This window comes from Aureimonas ureilytica DSM 18598 = NBRC 106430, assembly GCF_000382705.1.
GTDB classification, from domain to species: domain Bacteria; phylum Pseudomonadota; class Alphaproteobacteria; order Rhizobiales; family Rhizobiaceae; genus Aureimonas; species Aureimonas ureilytica.
Genome location: NZ_ARQE01000003.1, coordinates 120,106 through 143,743, shown reverse-complemented (window position 1 = coordinate 143,743; position 23,638 = coordinate 120,106). Strand labels below are relative to the sequence as shown.

General features: G+C 67.2%; 13 protein-coding genes. 7 read left to right on the top strand and 6 right to left on the bottom strand.

The features are described from left to right. Nucleotides 1-233 precede the first annotated feature (233 nt). The 3 genes from metH (at nt 234) to pdxY (ending at nt 5,943) form a co-directional block, all read left to right on the top strand. A complete protein-coding gene (metH, locus tag B146_RS0107925) occupies nt 234-3,998 on the top strand; it encodes a methionine synthase (protein WP_019995892.1) in 3,765 nt (1,254 codons plus the stop codon). A 52-nt stretch (nt 3,999-4,050) separates the two neighbouring features. Further along, nucleotides 4,051-4,932, top strand: coding sequence for an MBL fold metallo-hydrolase (locus tag B146_RS0107920; protein WP_019995891.1), 882 nt, complete (start codon nt 4,051-4,053; stop codon nt 4,930-4,932). 162 nt (nt 4,933-5,094) lie between these two features. Continuing rightward, nucleotides 5,095-5,943, top strand: a complete 849-nt coding sequence (pdxY, locus tag B146_RS0107915; protein WP_019995890.1) for a pyridoxal kinase PdxY — start codon at nt 5,095-5,097, stop codon at nt 5,941-5,943. Between the two features lie 206 nt (nt 5,944-6,149). On the opposite strand, the gene B146_RS0107910 is transcribed toward pdxY, so the two are convergent. Both B146_RS0107910 and B146_RS25405 read right to left on the bottom strand, forming a co-directional pair. Further along, on the bottom strand, nt 6,150-7,388 hold the full coding sequence (locus tag B146_RS0107910) for a porin (protein WP_019995889.1): 1,239 nt from the start codon (nt 7,386-7,388) through the stop codon (nt 6,150-6,152). Between the two features lie 543 nt (nt 7,389-7,931). Next, nucleotides 7,932-9,569, bottom strand: coding sequence for a methyl-accepting chemotaxis protein (locus tag B146_RS25405; RefSeq protein WP_244498186.1), 1,638 nt, complete (start codon nt 9,567-9,569; stop codon nt 7,932-7,934). A gap of 496 nt (nt 9,570-10,065) precedes the next feature. Here B146_RS25405 and B146_RS25400 point away from each other — a divergent pair, with 496 nt between their 5' ends. From B146_RS25400 to B146_RS0107890, 3 genes are all read left to right on the top strand, one after another. Further along, a complete protein-coding gene (locus tag B146_RS25400; RefSeq protein WP_019995887.1) occupies nt 10,066-11,442 on the top strand; it encodes an efflux RND transporter periplasmic adaptor subunit in 1,377 nt (458 codons plus the stop codon). Next, on the top strand, nt 11,439-14,555 hold the full coding sequence (locus B146_RS0107895; RefSeq protein ID WP_019995886.1) for an efflux RND transporter permease subunit: 3,117 nt from the start codon (nt 11,439-11,441) through the stop codon (nt 14,553-14,555). The genes B146_RS25400 and B146_RS0107895 overlap by 4 nt, the downstream gene beginning before the upstream one ends. An 84-nt stretch (nt 14,556-14,639) precedes the next feature. Continuing rightward, the gene (locus B146_RS0107890; RefSeq protein ID WP_019995885.1) at nt 14,640-16,919 is read left to right on the top strand and encodes an NADP-dependent malic enzyme; all 2,280 of its coding nucleotides are present in this window, start codon (nt 14,640-14,642) and stop codon (nt 16,917-16,919) included. 214 nt (nt 16,920-17,133) lie between these two features. Here the strand turns inward: B146_RS0107890 and yjfF are convergent, their stop codons facing one another. The 4 genes from yjfF to ytfQ form a co-directional block, all read right to left on the bottom strand. Further along, nucleotides 17,134-18,096, bottom strand: coding sequence for a galactofuranose ABC transporter, permease protein YjfF (gene yjfF / locus B146_RS0107885; RefSeq protein WP_019995884.1), 963 nt, complete (start codon nt 18,094-18,096; stop codon nt 17,134-17,136). Next, complete coding sequence (locus B146_RS25395) at nt 18,093-19,133, bottom strand: ABC transporter permease (RefSeq protein WP_019995883.1); 1,041 nt, start codon at nt 19,131-19,133, stop codon at nt 18,093-18,095. Before B146_RS25395 ends, yjfF begins: the two co-directional genes overlap by 4 nt. Continuing rightward, the gene (locus tag B146_RS0107875) at nt 19,130-20,635 is read right to left on the bottom strand and encodes a sugar ABC transporter ATP-binding protein (protein ID WP_040408366.1); all 1,506 of its coding nucleotides are present in this window, start codon (nt 20,633-20,635) and stop codon (nt 19,130-19,132) included. Before B146_RS0107875 ends, B146_RS25395 begins: the two co-directional genes overlap by 4 nt. Before the next feature lie 90 nt (nt 20,636-20,725). Then, nucleotides 20,726-21,691: a galactofuranose ABC transporter, galactofuranose-binding protein YtfQ gene (gene ytfQ, locus B146_RS0107870; protein ID WP_019995881.1), complete on the bottom strand. Its 966-nt coding sequence runs from the start codon at nt 21,689-21,691 to the stop codon at nt 20,726-20,728. A gap of 259 nt (nt 21,692-21,950) precedes the next feature. Here ytfQ and B146_RS0107865 point away from each other — a divergent pair, with 259 nt between their 5' ends. Beyond that, a complete protein-coding gene (locus tag B146_RS0107865) occupies nt 21,951-23,570 on the top strand; it encodes an alpha-amylase family protein (RefSeq protein ID WP_019995880.1) in 1,620 nt (539 codons plus the stop codon). The last annotated feature ends 68 nt before the right edge of the window (nt 23,571-23,638 follow it).

Here is a 23,638-nt window from a genome sequence, read left to right as displayed (position 1 = left end):
TCGGCGCCTCTGGTGCATTCGATACGCCTTACTTAAGGCTCCCGCGTCGAGTCGCCGAGGAACGTTCCTTCTGCCGCAAGACCTCCTCGTAGAACTTTATTTCCTGCCCACCGCGCCAGTTGCGGCCATCGCCCGTCGGATAAGGTCGCGCTCGCCAAGCCTTGTCCATTCATATAAAGCGATCCTTATATGACGATGGCGCGGAAGCCTGCGCCGATCCTCGGAGCCGTGCCATGAGCCTTGTCAGCGACACTCTCTTCGCTTCGCCCAGCCGCCCGCGCGAGGATGTCTGGACGGCGCTGCGCAAGGCGGCGGCCGAGCGCATCCTGATCCTCGACGGCGCGATGGGCACGCAGATCCAGGGGCTGGGGCTCGAAGAGGAGCATTTCCGGGGCGATCGCTTCCATGATTGCACCTGCCATCTGAAGGGCAACAACGACCTTCTGGTTCTGACCCAGCCGAAAGCCATCGAGGACATCCACTTCGCCTATCTCATGGCGGGCGCGGACATCGTCGAGACCAACACCTTCTCCGGCACGACCATCGCGCAGGCCGACTACGCGATGGAAGCGGCGGTCTACGACATCAACCACGAGGGCGCGGCCGTGGCCCGGCGCGCGGCGCTGCGCGCGGAAGCAGCCGATGGCCGCCGCCGCTTCGTCGCGGGCGCCATCGGCCCGACCAACCGCACCGCCTCGATCTCGCCCGACGTGAACAATCCCGGCTATCGCGCCGTCACCTTCGACGATTTGCGCGTCGCCTATGCCGATCAGGTGCGCGGTCTCGTGGACGGCGGCTCGGACATCATCCTGATCGAGACGATCTTCGACACGCTGAACGCCAAGGCGGCGATCTTCGCGGCCGAAGAGGTCTTTGCCGAAAAGGGCCTGTGGCTGCCGGTCATGATCTCCGGCACGATCACCGATCTTTCGGGCCGCACGCTGTCGGGCCAGACGCCGACGGCCTTCTGGCATTCGGTGCGCCATGCCAAGCCCTTCACGATCGGCCTCAACTGCGCGCTCGGCGCCGAAGCCATGCGCCCGCATCTCGCCGAGATTTCGAGCGTCGCCGACACGTTCGTCTGCGCCTATCCCAATGCCGGCCTTCCCAACGAGTTCGGCCAGTATGACGAGACGCCGGATGCGATGGCGCGGCAGGTGCGCGGCTTTGCCGAAGAAGGGCTGATCAACATCGTCGGCGGATGCTGCGGCTCGACGCCCGAGCATATCCGCGCCATCGCCGAAAGCGTCGCCGGCTTGACGCCGCGCGCGGTGCCGAAACTCGCGCCCATGATGCGCCTGTCGGGCCTCGAGCCCTTCACGCTCACCAAGGACATTCCCTTCGTGAATGTCGGCGAGCGCACGAATGTCACGGGCTCGGCCAAGTTCCGCAAGCTGATCACCGCCGGCGACTATGCCGCCGCGCTGGATGTCGCGCGCGATCAGGTGGCGAACGGCGCGCAGGTCATCGACGTCAACATGGACGAGGGCCTGATCGACTCGAAGGCCGCGATGGTGGAGTTCCTCCATCTCGTCGCCTCCGAGCCCGACATCGCCCGCGTGCCGGTCATGATCGACTCATCCAAATGGGAGGTGATCGAGGCGGGCCTGCAATGCGTGCAGGGCAAGCCGATCGTCAATTCGATCTCGATGAAGGAAGGCGAGGAAGCCTTCCTCCACCATGCCCGGCTTTGCCGCCTCTATGGCGCGGCCGTCGTGGTCATGGCCTTCGACGAGGAGGGGCAGGCCGATAGTTTCGAGCGCAAGGTCGCGATCTGCTCGCGCGCCTACAAGCTCCTGACCGAGAACGGCTTTCCGCCCGAGGACATCGTCTTCGACCCGAACGTCTTCGCGGTCGCGACCGGCATCGAGGAGCATGACGGATACGGCGTCGCCTTCATCGAGGCGACGCGCACGATCCGCTCGAGCCTGCCGCACGCCCATATCTCGGGTGGCGTCTCGAACCTCTCCTTCTCGTTCCGTGGCAACGAGCCGGTGCGCGAGGCCATGCACGCCGTGTTCCTCTACCACGCCATCCAGGCGGGCATGGACATGGGCATCGTCAATGCCGGCCAGCTCGCGGTCTACGACACGATCGACGCCGAGCTGCGCGAGGCCTGCGAGGACGTGGTGCTGAACCGGCCGGGCCGCGAGGGCAAGAGCCCGACCGAGCGCCTTCTGGAGATCGCCGAGCGCTATCGCGGCACGGCGGGCAAGGAGGCCAAGGCCAAGGACCTCACCTGGCGCGAGGGCACAGTGGAGGAGCGGCTGTCCCACGCGCTCGTCAACGGCATCACCGAATATATCGACGCCGACACGGAGGAAGCGCGCCTCAAGGCCGAGCGCCCGCTCCATGTGATCGAAGGCCCGCTGATGGCCGGCATGAACGTCGTCGGCGACCTCTTCGGCGCGGGCAAGATGTTCCTGCCGCAGGTCGTGAAGTCCGCCCGCGTCATGAAACAGGCCGTCGCCCATCTCCTGCCTTACATGGAGGAGGAGAAGCGCCTGAATGGCGGCTCCGAGCGCTCCAGCGCCGGCAAGATCCTGATGGCGACGGTGAAGGGCGATGTCCACGACATCGGCAAGAACATCGTCGGCGTCGTGCTGGCCTGCAACAATTACGAGGTGATCGATCTCGGCGTCATGGTGCCGGCCGCCAAGATCCTCGAAATCGCCAAGACCGAAAAGGTCGACGTGATCGGCCTCAGCGGCCTCATCACCCCCTCGCTCGACGAAATGGTGCATGTCGCCTCCGAGATGGAGCGCGAGGGCTTCGACGTGCCGCTCCTGATCGGCGGGGCGACGACGAGCCGCGTTCATACGGCGGTGAAGATCGACCCGCGCTATCGCAAGGGGCAGACGGTCTATGTGACGGATGCGAGCCGCGCGGTCGGCGTCGTCTCCAATCTCCTGTCGCCCGAGGGGCGCGCCGGCTATGCCGAGGGCATCCGCCGCGAATACGAGACGGTGGCGCAGAAGCACGCGCAGGCCGAGGCCGAGAAGCAGCGCCTGCCGCTGGAGCGGGCGCGCGAGAACCGTCAAAAGATCGACTGGTCGGCCTATCGCCCGGTGAAGCCCTCGTTCCTCGGCACCCGCCGCTTCGACACCTGGGACCTTGCCGAACTCGCCCGCTATATCGACTGGACACCCTTCTTCCAGACCTGGGAGCTGAAGGGCCGCTATCCCGCGATTCTCGAAGACGAGGCGCAGGGGCCGGCGGCGCGCCAGCTCTGGGACGACGCGCAAGCCATGCTGCGCCAGATCGTGGAGGAGGGCTGGTTCCGCCCGCGCGCCGTGGTCGGCTTCTGGCCCGCCAATGCGGTGGGCGACGACATCCGGCTCTTCACAGACGACGCGCGCACGACGGAGCGCGCGACCTTCTTCACCCTGCGCCAGCAGCTCTCCAAGCGCGGCGAGCGGCCGAACGTGGCGCTCGCCGACTTCGTCGCCCCGAAGGAGACGGGCCTTGCCGACTATCTCGGCGGCTTCTTGGTCACGGCCGGGATCGAGGAGGAGGAGATTTCCAACCGCTTCGCCAAGGCCAATGACGATTACGCCGCGATCATGGTCAAGGCGCTGGCGGATCGCTTCGCCGAAGCCTTCGCCGAGCGGATGCACGAATATGTCCGCCGCGAGCTCTGGGCCTATGCGCCGGACGAGGCCTTCTCGCCGGACGAGCTGATCGGCGAGCCCTATGCCGGCATCCGCCCCGCGCCCGGCTATCCCGCCCAGCCGGATCACACCGAGAAGGTGACGCTGTTCGAGCTTCTCGACGCCGAGGCGCAGACCGGCGTGACGCTCACGGAAAGCTACGCGATGTGGCCGGGCTCCTCGGTTTCGGGCCTCTATCTCAGCCATCCCGAAAGCTATTATTTCGGCGTCGCCAAGGTGGAGCGCGATCAGGTCGAGGATTATGCCGACCGCAAGGGCATGGCCGTGGCCGACGTCGAGCGCTGGCTCGGGCCGGTTCTGAACTACGTGCCGGCGGCGCGGGGATAGCGAAGGCCGCTCCCCGGCGTCAGGCACCCTCAAGGGGCAGGCGGAGGGTTTCATGAGCGACGTCGAGATCACCACCTATCCGGGCCTCGACCCGCGCGTCAGCATCGTCCGCCTTGGCGAGACCGTGGATGCGGTCTTCGTTCGGACGGCGCGCTTCAACGTCCTCGTCGATACGCTCGATACGCCGGACGCGTGCCGGCAGGCTCTGGCGCTTCTGGAAGGGCCGGTGCGCGATCGGCCGCTCGTCGTCGTGAACTCCCATATGGACTGGGACCATTTCTGGGGGAACGCGGCGGTCGGCGACCGGGCGGTCATCATCGCGCACGAAACGGCGCTCCAGCGCTATCGCGACCCCTCGGTGCGGGCGGTCCTCCGAGAGAAGGCGGAGGAGGAGGAGCGCTATCGATCCGTCGAATTGCTGGCGCCGAGCGTGACCTTCTCCGGCTCCATGCGTCTGGACGGGGGCGACCTGACGCTCGAACTTCTCCACACGCCCGGCCACACGCCGGATCACGTGGCCGTCTGGATTCCCGAACTGAAGACCTGCCTTGCCGTCGACGCCGTGGAAGACCCGATCCCGGAGGTCTGGAGCGACGACCCGAAGCACTTGCGCGCGCTTCTCGCCTCCCTCTCGCTGATCCAGGGATTGGGGGCCGAGCATGTCGTCCTCGCGCATGGACAGACGAGTTCGCCCGCCACCGTCGCGGAGAATCTCGCCTATTTCTCCGAGCTGACGCGCCGAGCGAAGGCCGTCGACTGGGGCGCGCATGCGAGCGACGATCTCCCGCTCCCGGCCGGCCTCGGGCTCTTCGACGTCACGGCGGAACCGCCGGGCTTCCCGCCGGAGATGCGCGCCTTCTATGACGCGTTCCACCGCTCCAATCTCCGGGCGGTGGTGAGGACCCTTCGCGAAGGCGATGCCGCGCGAGGCTAAGGGACGGCGCGGCGTGGCGAAGGCCGGGTGCTGCGCTTGATGAGCGCCGTTCGCAAGCGACGAATCACGGAAATTGCTGCCTTCGATCAGCAAAATCCATTGGCCGGACGCTAAGTGGCGCGATAGCGGAAGCAGGTCTCTCGTCTTGCTCGGGGCCGCCGCATGAACATCCTGTCGATCCAGTCCCATGTCGCCTATGGGCATGTGGGCAATTCGTCCGCCGTGTTTCCGCTTCAGCGGCTCGGGGTCGAGGTCTGGCCGATCCACACCGTGCAATTCTCCAACCACACGGGCTATGGGGCATGGCGCGGCGAGGTGTTCGACGCGGCCGTGATCGGCGAGCTGATCGAAGGCATCGCGGAGCGCGGCCGCCTCGGCGCCTGCGACGGTGTCCTGTCCGGCTATCTGGGGTCGGCCGGGATCGGCGAGGCCATTCTCCAGGCCGTGGAGCGTGTGCGCGCGGCCAATCCGGGCGCGGATTATTGCTGCGATCCGGTCATGGGCGATATCGGGCGCGGGCTGTTCGTGCGCCCCGGCATTCCCGATTTCATGCGGGATGCGGCCGTGCTGGCGGCCGATCTCGTGACGCCCAACCAGTTCGAGCTGGAACTCCTGACGGGCCACGCCATCGCCACGCGCGCGGATGCGCTGGCGGCCTGCGAGCGCCTGCATGCGATGGGGCCGAAAGTGGTTCTCGTCACCTCGCTTCTGACCGACGAAACGCCGGACGACGCGATCGATCTGATGGCCTCCGGGCCGGACGGGCGCTTTCTCCTGCGCACGCCGCGTCTCGACGTGTCGCTGAACGGGGCGGGGGATGCGATCGCCGCGCTCTTCTTCCTCCACTGGAAGCGGACGGGCTCGGCGGCGGCCGCTCTCCAGGCCGCCGGCTCGTCGATCTACGGCCTGCTGCGGCGGACCTTCGAGGCGGGCTCGCGCGAATTGCTGCTGGTCGAGGCGCAGGAGGAGTTCGTGCAGCCCTCGACGCTGTTCGAGCCGCACAGGCTTTGACGCACGAAAGGGGCGGCGCCCAGGGCGCGCCCCTGCGCTGACCGTCCGCGCATGAAAAAGGCCGCTCCTTGAGGGAGCGGCCCAATCTTCAACCAGGGTGTGGACGAAACGTCCCTGGTTTCGTTCCGACTTGCTGGAGGCAAGATTACGATGCCGGAAACCCGGCAGAAGAGCCTGCGGGCCGAAGCCCGCAGGGGGTGCTTGGATTAGAAGTTGCGCTGGAAGCGCAGGAAGCCCGAAACCTGGTCGACGTCGCCAGCAGGACCGCCGAAGTCGACGTTCTTGTAGGAGACTTCGCCGAGCGTCGCGAAGTTGTTGGTGATCTGGTAGCCGACGTTGGCGACGGCAGCCCAGTACTCGCCCTGGTCGACCGTGGTGCGGCCGGTGCGCGGGTTGAAGATCGCGACGTCGAAGGTCTCGCCGTACTGACCCGAAACCGCGAGGCCGAGCTTGCCGAACTTCTGCGCGTAGCCCGCACCAGCGGCCCACTCGAGGAGGATCGGAACGCCAGCGTTGGTCAGGCGGTTCGTGGCGAGCGTCGAGAGCGTGTTGATGCCCGTGATGCCGGCGTAGCTGGTGGGGTCGAAGGCGTAGTGACCTTCGATCTTCAGCTGCGAGTCAGCCGCGATCAGGTTCTTCAGGAGCACGCCGCCCTTCAGAGCGAAGGCGTCGTTGTTGCCGTCCTGGAGGAGCGTCGGGAACGCGCCGTTGATCGCGACGGTCACGCCGTTGATCGTGACAACGCTGGGCAGGTTTTCGCGGTTGTAGGTCTCGTCATAGACGGCCGACAGGTAAGCACCGCCCCAGGCGCCCGAGTAGACGAGCTTGGCATGGACGTCGGGAACGACGTCGCCGGTGCGGTCGTCTTCGAGGCCGATCGTGGCCGAGAAGCCGTTCGCGGCGAACGTGTAGCTGATCTGGTTGGTGCCGAAGTCGCCGACGACGAGGTCCGTGTCGGTGAGCAGGCCGTCTTCCAGGCCGCCGATGCCGGAGGTCCAGAGCGTGTCACGGTAGCCCATGAGCAGGCCGCCGAGCTGGATATAGGCCTGGTCCATCACGTAGCTGGCGCCGAGCGACGAATCCTGCTGCGCGACCGTGTTGTTGGTGGCCTGGACGCGCGCGAAAGCGCGCAGCGTGCCGAGCTCGGTTTCTTCGCGGGCGTCGAAGTTCAGACGGGCGCGGACCGAAGAACCGGCCTGATAGTCGTCGCCTTCCAGGTTACGAGCCGGGTCGCCGGCGACGTTGTACTGGAAGCGGACATAACCGCCGATGCTGAGGCACGTCTCGGTGCCCGGGATGTAGTAGAAGCCCTTGCCGTAGACGTCGCAGACGCGGACGTAGTCGACGGGCTCGGGCTCGGCAACCACGACAGCGTCAGCCGCGCGAGCGCCGGTCACTGCCACGAGGGCCGCAGCGGAGCCAAGAAGAAGGCTCTTGATGTTCATGTTCTTATCTCCAGCAGACAGTCTTCGGATAGGTTCGTTATCAGCCTTTATCCACAGCCGATCCTTATCGAATCAAATCGAAGAAAGACACTGGAAATGTCCTGTTTTTGCGGTTGCGAAGACGCCTAAGGGATGAGTCGATGCAGAAATGCAACGAATCTCTAAGTGGGGATGCTCAGGATGACGATTTTATAATGGGAAAATTACTGCCTATGCGGCGCAGCTGCAACATCGTGCCCGTAGAGCACTTAATCTGACTGAAAACGGGCACAATGCCCTAGCGCGAGGCGCTGGTCTCGCTCGGCGGCGAGGAGGGGCGGGATTCGCCGCGCCCTGATCTTACGCGCCCCGGACGGCCCGGAAAAGGCGGGTTCGGCACAGGGCGCCGGACCGACGAAGCGGTCTCGCCGACCTTGTTCCGGCGGGAACAGATAACAGCGCGTTCCTTGCGCCGGGCCGACCTGGCCGATCGCGCCTGCCGGAGCGGAAAGGGGGCGGGAGGGCGATGCCCCCACGACCCCCATGATGAAGCGTTCCGTCGCCTCAGGCTGCGGCTCGCGCCGTTCCACTGACGCTCTCGACAGGCATGCCGGGCTCCGCCCGCGCCGGATGCTTCGTGTCTCGCGAGGTGAGGTCTTCGACCGGCGCGTCGCGCGTCTCCTCGCCGAGCGTGAAGAAGGCGGCGCGGTCGTTGAGCGCGACGGCCTGACCCGCCAGGGCTTCGGCGGTCGAGGTCATTTCGAGCGCCGCGCCCGCATTGGCCTGCGTCACCTGATCGAGCTGAACCACGGCCTGGTTGATCTGCGCGATGCCGATCGACTGCTCGCGGCAGGCGGCCGAAATCTCGCCCACGATCTCCGACGTGCGCCGGATGTCGGGCAAGAGGTTCTCGAACAGGATGCCTGCCTCCTGCGAGGTCGCGAGGGTGCGCTCCGACAGCGTGCCGATCTCGCTCGCCGCGGCCTGCGAGCGCTCGGCGAGCTTGCGCACTTCCGAGGCGACGACCGCGAAACCCTTGCCGTGCTGGCCGGCGCGCGCCGCCTCGATGGCGGCGTTGAGGGCCAGGAGATCGGTCTGGCGGGCGATGTCCTGGACGACGCGGACCTTCTCGCTGATCTCGCGCATCGCATCCACCGAGTTCACGATCGCGTCGCGGCTGCGCTCGGCGCCATCGGCCGACTGCGCCGCGATCTTCTGAGCCTGCGCGGCGTTGTCGGCGTTCTGGCGCACATTGGCCGACATTTCCTCGACCGCCGCCGAGGTCTGCTCGGAGGCGGCGGCCTGTTCGGTGGAGCCCGAGGAAAGCTGCTCGGCCGTTGCGGCCGACTGGCGCGACCCCGTCGCCACATGGGCGGCCGACAGGAGAACGTCCGACACGATCGCCGACAGCTGCATGCTCATCGCGTTCATCGCGCGAAGAAGCTCGGCGATCTCGTCCGTGCCGCGGGCGCGCTCCCGGCGCGAGATGTCGCCCGCTCCGATCGCCTCGGCAAGGCCGACCGCGCGGTCGAGCCGGCGCGAGATCGAAAGCGACAACCAGACCGCCGCCGCCGCGCCGATGCCAAGGCCGCCGAGAAGGACGGCGAGAAGCTTGAGTTTGGTCTTCTCGTATTCTTGATCGGCGGTCGCGATACTGTCACTCACGACCCGCTCGATGGCTTGATCGATGAGATGAAGATTGTCCGCCAGCGCGAAGGCCGCCGGCTTCAACTCGGTGTTGAGGTAGGTGCCTGCCTCGCGGGTCTGGCTGATGACGCTCGCCTCGGCTGATCCGAGATCGGCCTCTTTGGCGAGCCGCATGGCCTTGTCGCTGACGGCGCGGAACGCGGCCGCGAACTCGCGCAGCTTGCCGAGTTCGCTCGCGCCGGCCTGGGAGCCGATGGCGGACAGACGGCCGAGCCCCGCGTCGATCGTGGACCAGGCTTCGTCATATTGCGTCGTCAGGGCCGGGCGAAGGCTCCGGTCGGCGGCATAGGCCATCCAGATGATGCGCCGGATTTCCTCGATCCGCGTGCGGGTTTCGCCCACGATCTTGGTCTGCTCGAACGGCTCGTTCACGAAGCTCGTGAGACGCGCGTTGGTGTCCGCGGTGCTCTTGTAGCCGAACGCGCCGCTTGCGGCGGACAGGCAGAGAACCGCCGCAAAGGAAGCCGCGATTTTGGTCTTCAGCGTCAGGCGCATCGGGAGGTCCATCTATTGCGGCCCCGGATGGACCCGGGGCGTCTCGGCGTAAAGAGAAAGCACAGGCTGCCTAGTTTGCAGGCCCCGGTTTGGCCTTCTTGCCTGTTCGAGTGTCGAAACGACCGCGCGAAGGCGGCGTCGAACACGGCAGAAGGCTCGCTCTGAAGACCAACAAGACTTGTATTACGCTGCGATCGCTTTCGAAAAGCTGAAGGCGGCCCCGAGACGCGCGGCATTTGCTTGTAGATGACTACGCACGCAGCCACCGTGGCGATCGCTGAAAGAGGCCGGCACGGCCCCTTCACGCAACGGGAGCGGACGCCCGGTCTTCGCCGGATAGACGTGTCTGCGCTCCGTTTCGGCCCTTCGCACCCCGCGCTTTCGACACCCTTTCGCATTGCGGAAAATTCACTTGCGAAACGGTCTGTCTGGCTTCCAATGGAGATCACGGCCCTTTCACGGAGGCGTGAAGGTCGTTGCAGGGGCTTCGAGTTCGATGTTGCGCTGGTTGGTTCTTCTCGCCCTGGTGGCGGGCGCGGTGTCCTATGTGGAGCGCGATCGCCTCGCCCCCTATGCCCCGCCCGCCATCGCCTCGCTCTTGCAGGGGGTGGGCTCGTCGGACTCTAGCGCGCAAGGGGCGGGCGCCGGCAAGTCGCAGGGCGCGGGCGGTTCGCGCCGTGGGCGCGGCAACGGCGCGCCGGTGGCCGTCGAAGTCGCCACGGCCGAGACCGGCTCGCTGCCGATCCTGCGTCAGACGATCGGCACGATCGTGCCCGTCGCCTCCACGGTGATGACCAGCGAGACAACCGGCACGGTTGCCGCGATCGCCGTTCCCGACGGCGCGCAGGTGAAGCGGGGCGATCGTCTCGTTTCGCTCGACGATCGCACCGCGCAGGCGCAGATCGGCCGGGACGAGGCCGCGATCGCGCGCGATCAGGTGACGCTCGATCAGGCCAATCGCAATCTCCAGCGCGCGCAGTCGCTGGTGAAGTCCGGCGCCTACACGACCCAGCAGGGCGAAGACGCGCAAAGCGCCGTGGCGAGCGCACAGGCGGTGCTGAACGTCGATCGCGCCGCGCTCGCGGCCGACCGCGTGGCGCTCGACAAGCTCGAGATCACCGCGCCCTTCGACGGGCGGCTCGGCGCGTTCCAGGTGTCCACCGGCGCGCTGGTGACGCCCGGCACGCCCATGGTGACGCTGACGCAAAGCTCGCCTGTCTATGCCGCCTTCACCCTGCCGCAGGAGGATCTCTCGCTCCTCCAGAAATCCTTGAGCGAGGGCACGCTGTCGGTGACGCTGCGGCCGGCGGGCGCCTGGCACGACGTGATGGAAGGCAAGGTCGCCTTTATCGACAACGCGGTGGCCTCGACGTCGGGCTCCATCGCGCTGCGCGCCGTGATCGACAATCCCAAGGGCACGCTCGTCGCCGGCCAGTCGATCTCCGCCGTGGTGAAGGCGGGCGAGATGACGGGTCTCGTGCTGGTGCCGACCGTCGCGGTCCAGCCCCGCACCGACGGCAGCGTCGTCTATGTCGTGAAGGACGACGGCACGGTGACGATCCGCAAGGTGGACGTCGCCTTGCGCGTCGGCGACGAAACGGGCCTGAAGGGCGGTCTGAAAGTCGGGGAGCGCGTGGTGACGGAAGGGCAGGGCGCGCTCGCCGAGGGCAGCCCGGTCAAGCCCGCCGACGGGGCACCGACCGCCGACCAGACCTCGAGCAAGGGCTCGGGCGAGGGAGGCGGCAAGGGCGCGGGCAAAGGCGCGGGCTCCAAGGCGGGCAAGGGCCACGTGGCCGAGGCCGCGACGCCGAGCGCTTCGGATGCCACGGGCGCCGCCGAGACGGCCGCCGCGAAAGGGGAGGGCGCCCGGTGAGCTTTTCCACGCTCTTCATCCGCCGTCCGGTCGCCACGCTTCTTCTGTCGCTCGCGGTTCTGATCGCGGGCCTTGCCGCCTATCGTCTCCTGCCGGTCGCGGCCCTGCCGCAGGCCGACTATCCGACGATCAGCGTTTCGGCGCAGCTCGCCGGCGCGTCGCCCGACACAATGGCGAGCGCGGTGGCGACGCCCCTCATCAAGCAGTTCCAGACGATCGACGGCGTCGACACGATCACCGCGCGCTCCTCGCTCGGCAACACGCAGATCACCGTCCAGTTCGTCCTGTCGCGCAACATCGACGCGGCGGCGGCCGACATCCAGGCCGCGATCGCCCGCACCGCCCGGCAATTGCCTGATAACATGGCCTCGCCGCCGAGCTACCGGAAGGCCAACCCGGCCGACGCGCCGGTTCTTCTTCTCGACCTCGTGTCGGACGGCACGCCGCTGACGCAGGTCGACGATCTCGCCGAGAACATCATCTCGCCTGCGCTCTCCACCATTCAGGGCGTGGCGCAGGCGCAGGTCTATGGCGGCAAGACCTATGCCGTGCGCGTGCAGGTCGATCCCGACAAGCTCGCCTCGCGCGCGCTGGGAATGGCGCAGGTCGCGAGCGCCCTTTCGGCCGCCAACAGCCAGACCCCGGTCGGCACGGTGCAGACCGGCGGGCAGGCGCTGACGCTGGACAGCCCGACCCAGCGCACCAATGCCGAGGAGTTCAAGACGCTGGTGATCGCGCGGCCGAACGGCGTTCCCGTGCGCCTGCAGGACGTGGCCGACGTCGTGGACAGCGTGTCCAACGTCAACCAGGGAAGCTGGCTCGACGGCAAACCCTCGATCGTGCTCGCCGTGCAGCGCCAGCCGGGCGCCAACACGGTGGAGGTGGTGGACGCCATCAAGCGCAAGCTTCCCGAACTCGAAGCCTCGCTGCCGGCCTCCGTCCACATCGCCGTCGTCAACGACGCCTCCACCGCCATCAGCGCCGCTATCGCCGACGTGGAGGAAACCCTGGCGCTGACGATCGGCCTCGTGATCCTCGTGATCTACCTGTTTCTCGGCCGCGTTTCGGCGACGATGGTGCCCGCGCTCGCCGTGCCGTTGTCGCTGGTCGCGACCTTCGGCGCCATGTATCTTCTCGGCTTCTCGATCGACAATCTCTCGCTTCTGGCGCTGACGCTCTCGGTCGGCCTCGTGGTGGACGACGCCATCGTCATGCTCGAGAACATCGTGCGCCATGGGGAAGAGGGCATGGCGCCGATGGAGGCCGCGCTGAAGGGCAGCGGCGAAGTGGCGGGCACGATCGTCTCCATGTCGCTGTCGCTCGTCGCCGTGTTCCTGCCGATCCTCCTCATGGGCGGCGTCGTCGGGCGCGTCCTCAACGAGTTCGGCATGGTGGTGACGCTGTCGATCCTCGCCTCGGCCGTCGTTTCCCTGACCCTGACGCCGATGCTCGCCGCGCGCCTGCCCGCCACCCACGCGCCGACGCGCGGCATCGCGGCCGGCTTCTCGCGCGGTTTCGACCGCGCGACCCATCTCTACGGCCGGATGGTGGATTGGTGCCTGAGGCGCAACGGCTTCATCATGGCCGTGTTCGTGCTCTCCTTCGCCGCCTCGGCCTATATGATCGCGACCCTGCCGCGCTCCTTCTTTCCGCAGGAGGACAACGGGCTGCTGACGATCTCGACGCAAGGGCGGCAGGACATTTCCTACCCCGCCATGAGCGCGCTCCAGGCCAAGGCGGCGGCAGCCGTGCGGGCCGATCCGGCCGTGTCGGCCGTCACCTCGACGCTCGGCGGCGGCCCCGGCGGGGCGACATTCAATTCCGGCTCCATGTTCGTGCAGTTGAAGCCCAAGGACCAGCGCCCGCCCCTGGAGCAGACGCTGGCCTCGCTGCGCCGCAGTCTCGGCGCCATTCCGGGCCTCAAAAGCTTCGCGACGCCGGTGCAGAGCCTGCGCTTCGGCGGGCGCTCGACGCAGAGCCAGTATCAGCTCGTGGTTCAGTCGCTCGACGCCAGTGCCGCGCGCGAATGGTCGGCCAAGCTCCTCGACGCCATGCGCGCCGACCCCGCCCATTTCGTGGACGTGGCGACCGATCTGCAGGACAACGGCCTGCAGGAGCGGGTGAAGGTGCGCCAGGACCGCGCCGATGCGCTCGGCATCTCCTCCGGCAATCTGCGCGCCGCGCTGGAAGCGGGCTTCGGCACGCTCACCGCGACGCAGATCCAGGCGACCGGCAACAGCTACGACGTCATCCTGGAATACGATCCCGACCGGCCCTGGACCGACGAGCGCCTCGCCTCGATCCGCGTGCCCGCCTCGGACGGAACGCTGGTGCCGCTTTCGAGCTTCGCGCGTCTCACCCGCGAGGCCGGGCCGGTGACGGTGAACCAGACCGGGCAGCTCACCGCCGTCACGCTGTCCTTCAACCTGCCGGCCGGCCTGTCGCTCGGCACGGCGACGGCGGCGGTGGACGCGATCAAGGCCGATCTCGGCCTGCCGACCAATGTCACGACCTCCTATGCCGGCACGGCGCAGGTCTTCCAGCAGGCGACCGGCAATCTCGGCCTCCTGATCGGCGCGGCCGTGCTCGTGATCTATATCGTGCTCGGCATTCTCTACGAGAGCTTCATCCACCCGCTCACCATTCTCTCGGGCCTCCCGTCTGCCGCCTTCGGCGCGCTGGCGGCGCTGCAATGGTTCGGGCTCGATCTCTCGATCATCGCCGTGATCGGCCTTCTCATGCTGATCGGCATCGTGAAGAAGAACGCGATCATGATGATCGACGTCGCGCTCGAAATGGAGCGCGAGGGCGGGCACACGCCGGAAGCGGCCATTCGCGAGGCCTGCGTGCGCCGCTTCCGGCCGATCATGATGACGACCTTCTGCGCGCTGCTCGGCGCCCTGCCGATCGCGATGGGCACCGGCGCGTCGTCGGAACTGCGCCAGCCGCTCGGCATCGCCGTCGTCGGCGGCCTCCTGGTCAGCCAAGTGCTGACGCTCTTCATCACGCCGGTGATCTTCGTCGAGATCGAGCGTCTCAGACGCTTCACGGGGCGCGTTCTTGCGCGCCGCACTGCTGCGCCGCACCACACGACTCCCGCCGCGCACGGTTGACGACAGGGCCTTCGCTCGCCCAATTGAGCCGGGTTGTGCGGTTTCCCGCACAGCCCGGTTTGGGAATGCGGGGAAGGAAACAACATGGCCGAGACGACGCGACGCAGCGGCATTCGCACCACGGACGCGGAGGCGCTGGCCTTCCACGCGGACGGGCGGCCCGGCAAGCTGGAGATCACGCCGACCAAGCCGATGGCGACCCAGCGCGACCTTTCGCTCGCCTATTCGCCCGGCGTCGCCGTGCCGGTGAAGGCCATCGCGGAAGACCCGGCGAAAGCCTTCGACTACACGACGCGTGGCAACATGGTCGCCGTCATCTCCAACGGCACGGCCATTCTCGGCCTCGGCAATCTCGGCGCGCTCGCCTCCAAGCCGGTGATGGAGGGCAAGTCCGTCCTCTTCAAGCGCTTTGCCGACGTCGATTCGATCGATCTCGAACTCGACACCGAGGACCCCGACAAGTTCATCGACGCCGTGCGCTATCTCGGCCCCTCCTTCGGCGGCATCAATCTGGAGGACATCAAGGCCCCCGAATGCTTCATCATCGAGCAGCGCCTGCGCGAGTTGATGGACATTCCCGTCTTCCACGACGACCAGCACGGCACCGCCATCATCGCCGCCGCCGGCATCATCAACGCGCTGCACCTCACGGGCCGCGAGATGAAGGACATCAAGCTCGTCTGCAACGGCGCGGGCGCGGCGGGCATCGCCTGCGTCGAACTCGTGAAGGCCATGGGCGTCGCCCATGACAATGTCATCCTCTGCGACACAAAGGGCGTCATCTTCCAGGGCCGCACCGAGGGCATGAACCAGTGGAAGTCGGCCCATGCCGCCGCCACCGACGCGCGCACGCTGGAAGACGCGATGCGCGGGGCCGACGTCTTCTTCGGCGTGTCCGCCAAGGGGGCGCTGACGCCCGAAATGGTCCAGTCCATGGCCCCGAACCCGATCATCTTTGCCATGGCGAACCCGGACCCGGAAATCACGCCCGAAGAAGCCCATGCGATCCGCGACGACGCCATCGTCGCCACCGGCCGCTCGGACTACCCGAACCAGGTCAACAACGTCCTCGGCTTCCCCTACATCTTCCGTGGCGCGCTCGACGTGCGCGCCACGCAGATCAACGACGCGATGAAGATCGCCGCCGCCGAAGCCCTCGCCTCGCTCGCCCGCGAGGACGTGCCCGACGCCGTGGCCTCCGCCTACAAGGGCTCGGGCCGCCCGAAATTCGGCCGCGACTACATCATCCCCGCGCCCTTCGACCCGCGCCTCATCACGGTCGTTCCCGAGGCCGTGGCCAAGGCCGCGATGGAAACCGGCGTCGCGCGCCGCGACATCGCCGACTGGGAAGCCTATCGCAACCAGCTCGCCTCGCGCCGCGATCCGACCGCCGGCACGTTCCAGAACATCTTCGCGTCTCTCCGCCAGAACCCACGCAAGGTCGTCTTCGCGGAAGGCGAGGAGGAGCAGGTCATCCGCGCCGCCGCGTCCTACGTCAACCAGGGGCTCGGTCAGGCCGTCCTCGTCGGCCGTGAGGACCGGATCGAGGAAACCGCGCGCTTTGCCGGCGTCGAGCTCAAGAGCGGGCTGGAAATCCAGAACGCCAAGCTCTCCAACCGCACCAACGCCTATTCCGAGCATCTCTATGCCCGGCTCCAGCGCGAGGGCTATCTCCAGCGCGACTGCCATCGCCTGATCAACACCGACCGCAACCATTTCGCCGCCGCCATGGTGGCGCTGGGCGATGCGGACGCGATGGTCTCCGGCCTCACGCGAAACTACTCGGTCGTGCTCGACGACGTGCGCCACGTCATCGACCCCAAGCCCGGCCGCGCCGTGATCGGCATTTCCATCGTCATCGCCAAGGGCCGCACGACCTTCGTCGCCGACACCGCCGTTCACGACATGCCGAGCGCCGCGCAGCTCGCGCGCATCGCCACCGAAGCCGCGCGCTTCGCCCGCAAGCTCGGCCACACGCCGCGCGTCGCCTTCCTCGCCCATTCCACCTTCGGCCATCCGGCCTCGGAGCGCTCCGAGCGCGTGCGCGAGGCCGTCGGCCTTCTCAACCAGAACAGCGTGGATTTCGAGTTCGATGGCGAGATGGGCGCCGATGTCGCCCTCAATCCCGAACTCATGGCCCTCTACCCGTTCTGTCGTCTCACCGGCCCGGCCAACGTCCTCGTCATGCCGGCCTTCCACTCCGCCTCGATCTCCACCCGCATGGTGCAGGAACTCGGCGGCACCACCGTCATCGGTCCCGTCCTCGTCGGTCTCGAAAAGCCCGTGCAGATCGTGCCCCTCGGCGCCAAGGACACCGACATCGTCAACATGGCCGCCTTCGCGGCCTTCTCGGCGGAGGGGTAGGGCAGGGCGGTAGGCGGGGCTGCCGCCCCGGACCCCGCTCGGGAAGGACTTCCCGAACCCTTCCTTTCATTTGACGATTCTCCAAAAGCAAAGGGGGCCGCCGGCCCCCTTTGCTTTTGGACATTTCCTCAACTGGAGAGGGGTTCAGGGGAAATCATTTCCCCTGACGGGGTGCAGGGGCAGCGCCCCTGCTATGCCCCGCCCTATCCCTCCCTCACGCCCGCGCCGCGAGGTTGGTGCGTTGGGTGAGGAGGCGTTGGAGGGTGATGAAGGCGAAGAGGAGGATGCCGATGGCGATCTTGGTCCACCAGGAGGAGAGGGTTCCGTCGAAGACGATATAGGTCTGGATGAGGCCCGAGATGAGGACGCCCACGAGCGTGCCGGCGACGAAGCCGACGCCGCCGGTGAGCAGCGTTCCGCCGATGACGACGGCCGCGATGGCGTCGAGTTCGACGCCGACGGTGGCGAGCGAATAGCCCGAGGACGTGTAGAGGGCGAAGACGACGCCTGCGACGCCGGCGAGCAGGCTGGACAGGGCGTAGATGCCGATCGTGACGCGCGCGACGGGCACGCCCATGAGTTCGGCCGAGTTGCGGTCTCCGCCCAGCGCATAGACATAGGTGCCGAAGCGCGTCTTGTGGGCGATGAGAATGCCGATGGCGAAGACGGCGAGCATGACCATGGCGACGAAGGACAGGCGCCCGCCGGAGGGAATGACCCAGTAGATGCGCTTGAGCGCGTCGAAGGCGGGATGGTCGATCGGGATGGATTCGGTGGTGAGGAGGTAGCAGCCGCCGCGCGCCAGGAACATGCCGGCGAGCGTCACGATGAAGGGCGGGGTCTGGAGATAATGGATCATCGCGCCCATGGCCGCGCCGAAGAACGCGGCGATCACGAGAATGGCGATCATCATCGCATAGGGGTGCCAGCCGGCCTGGATGGTGACGGCGAGGAAGACGCCGGTAAAGGCGATCACCGAGCCGACCGACAGGTCGATGCCGCCCGACAGGATGACGAAGGTCATGCCGACCGCGACGATGCCCAGAAACGCGTTGTCGGTCAGGAGATTGGCGACGACGCGGGTGGACAGGATCGTCGGGAACTGCAGGGCCGAGAGGGCGAAGGCGGCGACGAACACCGCGACGGTGACGAAAAGGGGCAGGAACCGCGCGTTCATCGGCCGGGAACCTCGCGTATGGTCGAAACGGGGGGCGATGCCTTGGCGGGCGTCTGGGGCGGCGGCCGGCGGCGGAAGAAGCCGGACAGGCGCGCCATGGCGGGCGACTGGATCACGAGGATCAGGACGATCAGCGCGGCCTTGAGGATGAGGTTCATTTCCGGCGGGAAGCCCGACAGGAGAATGCCCGTGTTCATGGCCTGGATGATCAGGGCGCCGACGAGCGAGAGGAGGATCGAGAAGCGCCCGCCCATGAGCGAGGTGCCGCCGATCACGACCGCGAGGATGGCGTCGAGTTCGAGCCAGAGGCCGGCATTGTTGGCGTCCGCGCCGCGAATGTCGGCGGCGGCGATGACGCCGGCGACGGAGGCGCAGAGGCCCGAGGTCATGTAGGCCGAGAAGAGAACGGCGCGCGCGTCGACGCCGGCCAGCGCCGAGGCGCGGCGGTTGATGCCGGTTGCCTCGATGAGGAGGCCGAGCGCGGTGCGCCGCACGAGGAGAATGGCGATGAGCGCCACCGCGAAGGCGATGACGACCGGCATGGGCAGGCCGAAGAAGGCGCCGCCGCCGATGAAGAACAGGACGGGATCGTTGAAGGTGACGATCGTTCCGGACGTGATGAGCTGCGCGATGCCGCGCCCGGCCACCATGAGGATGAGGGTCGCGATGATCGGCTGGATGTCGAGGACGGCGACGAGAAAGCCGTTCCACAGGCCGCACAGGAGGCCGACGGCGAGCGCGGCCAGAAGCAGGACGACGATCGGATAGCCCTCCACGGTGAGCGTCGCCGCCACCGCCCCGGCGATCGCCATGACCGCGCCGACCGAGAGATCGACGCCCTTGGTGGCGATCACGAGCGTCATGCCGACGGCGAGCAGCATGACCGGCGCGCCGCGATTGAGCACGTCGATCAGGGGACCGTAGGCGCGCCCGTTCTGGACCGACAGGTCGAAGAAGGAGGGAAAGGCCAGCCAGTTGGCCAGGAGCACGAGGACGAGGGCGCCGATCTGCGGCGCGGCGCGCACGAGGCGGGTCATGAGCGGGCCTCGTTCTGCGTGCCGGCGATGGTTCGCATGATCGCGGCGGGCGAGATGTCGCCGCCCTCGAGATCGCCGAGATGGCGGCGGTCTCGAAGCACGCGGATGCGGCGGGAATAGGCGGTGAGTTCTTCGAGCTCGGAGGAGATGACGAGCATGGCCATGCCCTTGGCGCAGAGGTCTTCGATGAGGCGCACGATTTCGGCATGGGCGCCGACATCGATGCCGCGCGTCGGCTCGTCGAGGATGAGGAAGGAGGGCTCGGTCGCCAGCCAGCGGGCGAGGATCGCCTTCTGCTGGTTGCCGCCCGACAGGAGCCGGATGGGCTTTTCGATGTCGGTGGTGCGGATGTCCAAGGCCTTCACGAAATGCTCGGCGATGCGCGCCTGCTCGCGGATCGACAGGGGCTTGGCCCAGCCGCGCCGGGCCTGGAGCGCGAGGATGATGTTTTCGCGCACGGAGAGGTCGCCGACGATGCCCTCCACCTTGCGCTCTTCCGGGCAGTAGCCGAAGCCCAAGCGAATGGCGGCGCGCGGCGAGAGGATGCGCGTGACGCGACCGTCCACCCGCGCTTCGCCCGTGTCGGCCCTGTCGGCGCCGAAGACGAGGCGGGCGGTCTCGGTGCGGCCCGAGCCGAGCAGCCCGGCGACGCCGACGGCCTCGCCCGGCCGGATATCGAGGTCGAAGGGCTCGACCATGCGCTTGCGGCCGTAGTTGCGGAAGGACACGCGCGGCTCGCCGACAGCCGGCGGCGCCGCCGCATGGTGCGAGACGGCCTCGTCCAGCTCGCGGCCGAGCATCATGGAGACGATGTCCATGCGCGAGGTCTCCGCGATGGCCTTTTCGCCCACGAGCTTGCCGTTGCGCAGGACCGTCGCGCGGTCGCAGACGGCGAAGACCTGATCGAGGAAATGGGTGACGAAGAGAATGGCGAGGCCCTTGTCGCGCAAGCGCCGCATGGCGACGAAGAGCGATTCCACCTCGGCCGCGTCGAGACTGGCCGTCGGCTCGTCGAGAATCAGCACCTTGCCGGACAGGTCCACCGCGCGGATGATGGCGACGAGCTGCTGCACGGCGACCGAAAGGCTGCTCAAGGTGGCGTTCGGATTGACCGAAAGCCCGTAGGCCTGAAGCAGCTCGGTCGAGCGCCGGCGCATGGCGCGCCCGTCGGTGAAGCCGAAGCGGGTCGGCTGGCGGCCGAGAAAGAGGTTCTCGGCGACCGACAGGTTGGGCAGGAGATTGACCTCCTGATAGACCGTGCCGATGCCGAGCCGCTGCGCCTCGCCGCTGTCGGCGGGCTCGATCTCGGCGCCGTCCAGCGTGATGCGGCCGCCGTCGCGCCGATAGATGCCGGTCAGCGTCTTGATGAGAGTGGATTTGCCGGCGCCGTTTTCGCCGAGAAGCGCGTGGATCTCGCCCGCGCGCAGGTGAAGGTCGACGCCATCGAGCGCCGTCATGCCGGCAAAGCTCTTGGTGAGGCCCTGTATCAGAAGTCTGGTCATGAAGGCGATCCGCCGAGTCCGGGCAGGAAGCAACGCGGCGCCGAAAGGGCGCCGCGCGTCGGATGCAAGGAATGCGTCAGGCGGTTCGGCTCAGTAGCCGAGGCCCTTCTTGGATTCCATCACGGCCTTCGGATCGTCGGCCTGGGTGTAGAGCTTGGATTCGGTCTGGATCCACTTCGGCGGCTCCTTGCCGTCCTTCTTGTAGGCTTCCAGAGCGTCGAAGGCGGGGCCGGCCATGTTGGGCGTCAGCTCGACCGTGGCATTGGCCTCGCCCGCCGCCATGGCGGCGAAGATGTCCGGCACGGCGTCGATCGAGACGACCATGATGTCCGTGCCCGGCTTCAGGCCGGCTTCCTTGATGGCCTGGATGGCGCCGACGGCCATGTCGTCATTGTGGGCGTAGACCGCGCAGATGTCCTTGCCGCCGTTCTCGGCCTTGATGAAGCTCTCCATGACTTCCTTGCCCTTGGTGCGGGTGAAGTCGCCGGTCTGCGAGCGGCCGAGCTTGATGTTGTCGTGGCCCTTGATGGCTTCCTCGAAGCCCTTCTTGCGGGCGATGGCGGGCGAGGAGCCCGTCGTGCCCTGAAGCTCGACGACGTTGCAGGGCTTGGAGCCGACCTGCTTGACGAGATAGTCGCCGGCGACCTTGCCTTCGTGCACCTGATCGGACGTGACGGCCGTCAGGTAGAGCGAGGGGTCCTTGGTGTCGATGTTGCGGTCGAGAAGCACGACCGGGATCTTGGCGTCCTTGGCTTCGCCGAGCACTTCGTCCCAGCCCGTCGCGACGACCGGAGCCAGCAGGATCGCGTCCACACCCTGCGCCACGAAGGAGCGGATGGCCTTGATCTGGTTTTCCTGCTTCTGCTGCGCGTCGGCGAACTTGAGATCGATGCCGCGCTTTTCGGCTTCCTGCTTGGTGACGGCCGTTTCGGCCGCGCGCCAGCCCGATTCCGAGCCGACCTGCGAGAAGCCCACCACCATGTCCTTGGCGAACACGGGGCTCGTCAGGACCGTCGCCAAGGCGAAGGCGGCGGCAAGGCTACGTCTGATCGTCATTTCGTCTTCCTCCCAAGAAGCGGCGGTGCCGCCAAACCGAACCGGACTCCCAACCGGTGAAACGCATCGGACCACCCGGCCCGTGCATTCGTCTCGCAGCGTTTCGTCTGCGAATAACTCATACAAAAACATCGCTTCCCGTTCGTCAATCCGATTCTTTGAACCGAGCGTTGTGCAATGCAACAGGGCTCGCTGCGGCGCGACAGGTGGGTTCCGACGGCGGGCGCCCTAGCTCCCCGGGCGAAGTGGGGGAGGCGGGATGTTCAATCTCTGGTATAAGAACGCGGTGGTCTACTGCGTCGACGTCGAGACGTTTCAGGATTCGGACGGCGACGGGATCGGCGACTTCAAGGGCCTGACGAGCCGGCTCGACCATATCGAGGCGCTGGGCGCGACCTGCATCTGGCTGCTGCCCTTCTATCCGAGCCCCAATCGCGACAATGGCTACGACGTCGCCGATTATTACAATGTCGATCCGCGCCACGGGACGCTCGGCGATTTCGTGGAATTCGCCCATGCCGCGCACGAGCGGGGCCTGCGCATCCTCGTCGATCTCGTGGTCAACCATTCCTCGATCGAGCATCCCTGGTTTCAGGCGAGCCGGGCGGGCGATCCGAAATATCGCGACTGGTATGTCTGGCGGAAAACCAAACCCGACGACGCCGAGAAGGGCGTGATCTTTCCGGGCGTCCAGAAGACGACCTGGACGCGCGACACCCAGCGAAAGGAATACTACTTCCACCGCTTCTACGAGCATCAGGCCGATCTCAACATCGCGAACCCGCAAGTGCGCGAGGAGATCGAGCGCATCATGGGCTTCTGGCTGGCGCTCGGCGTGTCCGGCTTTCGCATGGACGCCGTGCCCTTCATGCTGGAGGACCTCTCGTCGGCCCATTCCGGCTGGGAACCGCATCGCTACCTGTCGCAGCTCCAGACCTTCCTGTCCTGGCGGCGGTCCGAGGCGATCCTCCTCGCCGAGGCCAACATCCCGATGGAGGAGGCTCCCGACTATTTCGGCACCGGCGACCGGCTCCACGTCATCTTCAACTTCCCGCTGAACCAGAAGATGTTTCTCGCCTTCGCGCGCGGTGACGCGGGGCCGGTCGCGGATTTCGTGAAGGCGCTGCCCGATATTCCGCAGACCGCCCAATGGGCGACCTTCCTGCGCAATCACGACGAGATCGATCTCGGCCGGCTGGAGGACGGGGAAAGGGAAGAGGTCTTCGCCGCCTTCGGGCCGGAGGAGGACATGCAGCTCTACGACCGGGGCCTGCGCCGGCGCCTCGCCCCGATGCTCGGCGGCGACGAGCGTCGGCTCGCCATGGCTTTCTCGGTCATGCTGGCGCTGCCGGGCACGCCGGTCGTCTGGTACGGCGACGAGATCGGCATGGGCGAGGACCTGAGCCTCTCCGAGCGCCATGCCGTGCGCACGCCCATGCAATGGCGCGCAACCTTGCCGAACGGCGGCTTTTCGGATGCCGCGCCGAAGGATTGCGTGCGCCCGGTGGTGGCGGACGGCCCGTTCGGCTACCGGCATATCAATGCCGAGCGGCAGATGCTCGAGATCGACTCCCTGTTCTGCCGGGTGCGGAATCTGGTGCGGGCGCGCCGCGGGGCCGCGGAGATCGGCTGGGGAAAGCCGGAGGTGGTGGATGTCGGCGACCCGGCCGTCCTGGCCCTGCGCACCGGCTGGCAGGACGGCGAGGTGCTGACTGTCCACAACATGGCCGACCGACCGGCGCTGGCGAAGCTGCCGGACGGGCTCGACCTGTCCGACGTGCGCCCGCTCCTCAGTTCGGGTGCGCGGATCGACGACAAGGAACGCACGCTTCGGCTCGACGCCTACGGCTTCGAGTGGTTCCGATTGAAGGGGAAGTGACGGCGGGAGCCGAGCGAGGCCTCGGCGGGTTCGCCGGGGCCAGGGGTCAGGGGTCAGGGGTCAGGGGT

Bases quoted from the DNA above. Each gene is read 5' to 3' on its own strand.
- metH (WP_019995892.1), top strand. From the start codon at position 234: ATGAGCCTTGTCAGCGACACTCTCTTCGCTTCGCCCAGCCGCCCGCGC.
- B146_RS0107920 (WP_019995891.1), top strand. From the start codon at position 4,051: ATGAGCGACGTCGAGATCACCACCTATCCGGGCCTCGACCCGCGCGTC.
- pdxY (WP_019995890.1), top strand. From the start codon at position 5,095: ATGAACATCCTGTCGATCCAGTCCCATGTCGCCTATGGGCATGTGGGC.
- B146_RS0107910 (WP_019995889.1), bottom strand. From the start codon at position 7,388: ATGAACATCAAGAGCCTTCTTCTTGGCTCCGCTGCGGCCCTCGTGGCA.
- B146_RS25405 (WP_244498186.1), bottom strand. From the start codon at position 9,569: ATGCGCCTGACGCTGAAGACCAAAATCGCGGCTTCCTTTGCGGCGGTT.
- B146_RS25400 (WP_019995887.1), top strand. From the start codon at position 10,066: ATGTTGCGCTGGTTGGTTCTTCTCGCCCTGGTGGCGGGCGCGGTGTCC.
- B146_RS0107890 (WP_019995885.1), top strand. From the start codon at position 14,640: ATGGCCGAGACGACGCGACGCAGCGGCATTCGCACCACGGACGCGGAG.
- yjfF (WP_019995884.1), bottom strand. From the start codon at position 18,096: ATGAACGCGCGGTTCCTGCCCCTTTTCGTCACCGTCGCGGTGTTCGTC.
- B146_RS25395 (WP_019995883.1), bottom strand. From the start codon at position 19,133: ATGACCCGCCTCGTGCGCGCCGCGCCGCAGATCGGCGCCCTCGTCCTC.
- B146_RS0107875 (WP_040408366.1), bottom strand. From the start codon at position 20,635: ATGACCAGACTTCTGATACAGGGCCTCACCAAGAGCTTTGCCGGCATG.
- ytfQ (WP_019995881.1), bottom strand. From the start codon at position 21,691: ATGACGATCAGACGTAGCCTTGCCGCCGCCTTCGCCTTGGCGACGGTC.
- B146_RS0107865 (WP_019995880.1), top strand. From the start codon at position 21,951: ATGTTCAATCTCTGGTATAAGAACGCGGTGGTCTACTGCGTCGACGTC.